Here is a 219-nt window from a genome sequence, read left to right as displayed (position 1 = left end):
CACCTGGCCAGCAGGTCGCCCATCACTCGCGCACCGTCACCATGAGTGATGCCGAACAATTGCGCGCCCTGATCGAAGAAGAAAAGCCCACCCTGGTTGTGCCCGAGATTGAAGCCATTGCCACCGGCGTGCTGGAAGAGCTGGAAGCCCAAGGCAAGGTACGCGTCATTCCGACGGCCCGTGCGGCTCGCCTGACCATGGACCGCGAAGGCATCCGCC

The 219-nt window shown here is 63.5% G+C and carries 1 pseudogene; it reads left to right on the top strand.

Annotated features, from left to right (window positions below):
- Nucleotides 1-219 (top strand): annotated as a pseudogene (gene purT / locus LKX83_RS33350) (phosphoribosylglycinamide formyltransferase 2); the annotation flags it as partial.

This window comes from Cohnella baijiui, from assembly GCF_020731285.1.
Taxonomy (GTDB): domain Bacteria; phylum Bacillota; class Bacilli; order Paenibacillales; family Paenibacillaceae; genus Cohnella.
The sequence above is the reverse complement of the archived record's forward strand: the minus strand, read 5'-3'. Positions and strand labels throughout refer to the sequence as shown.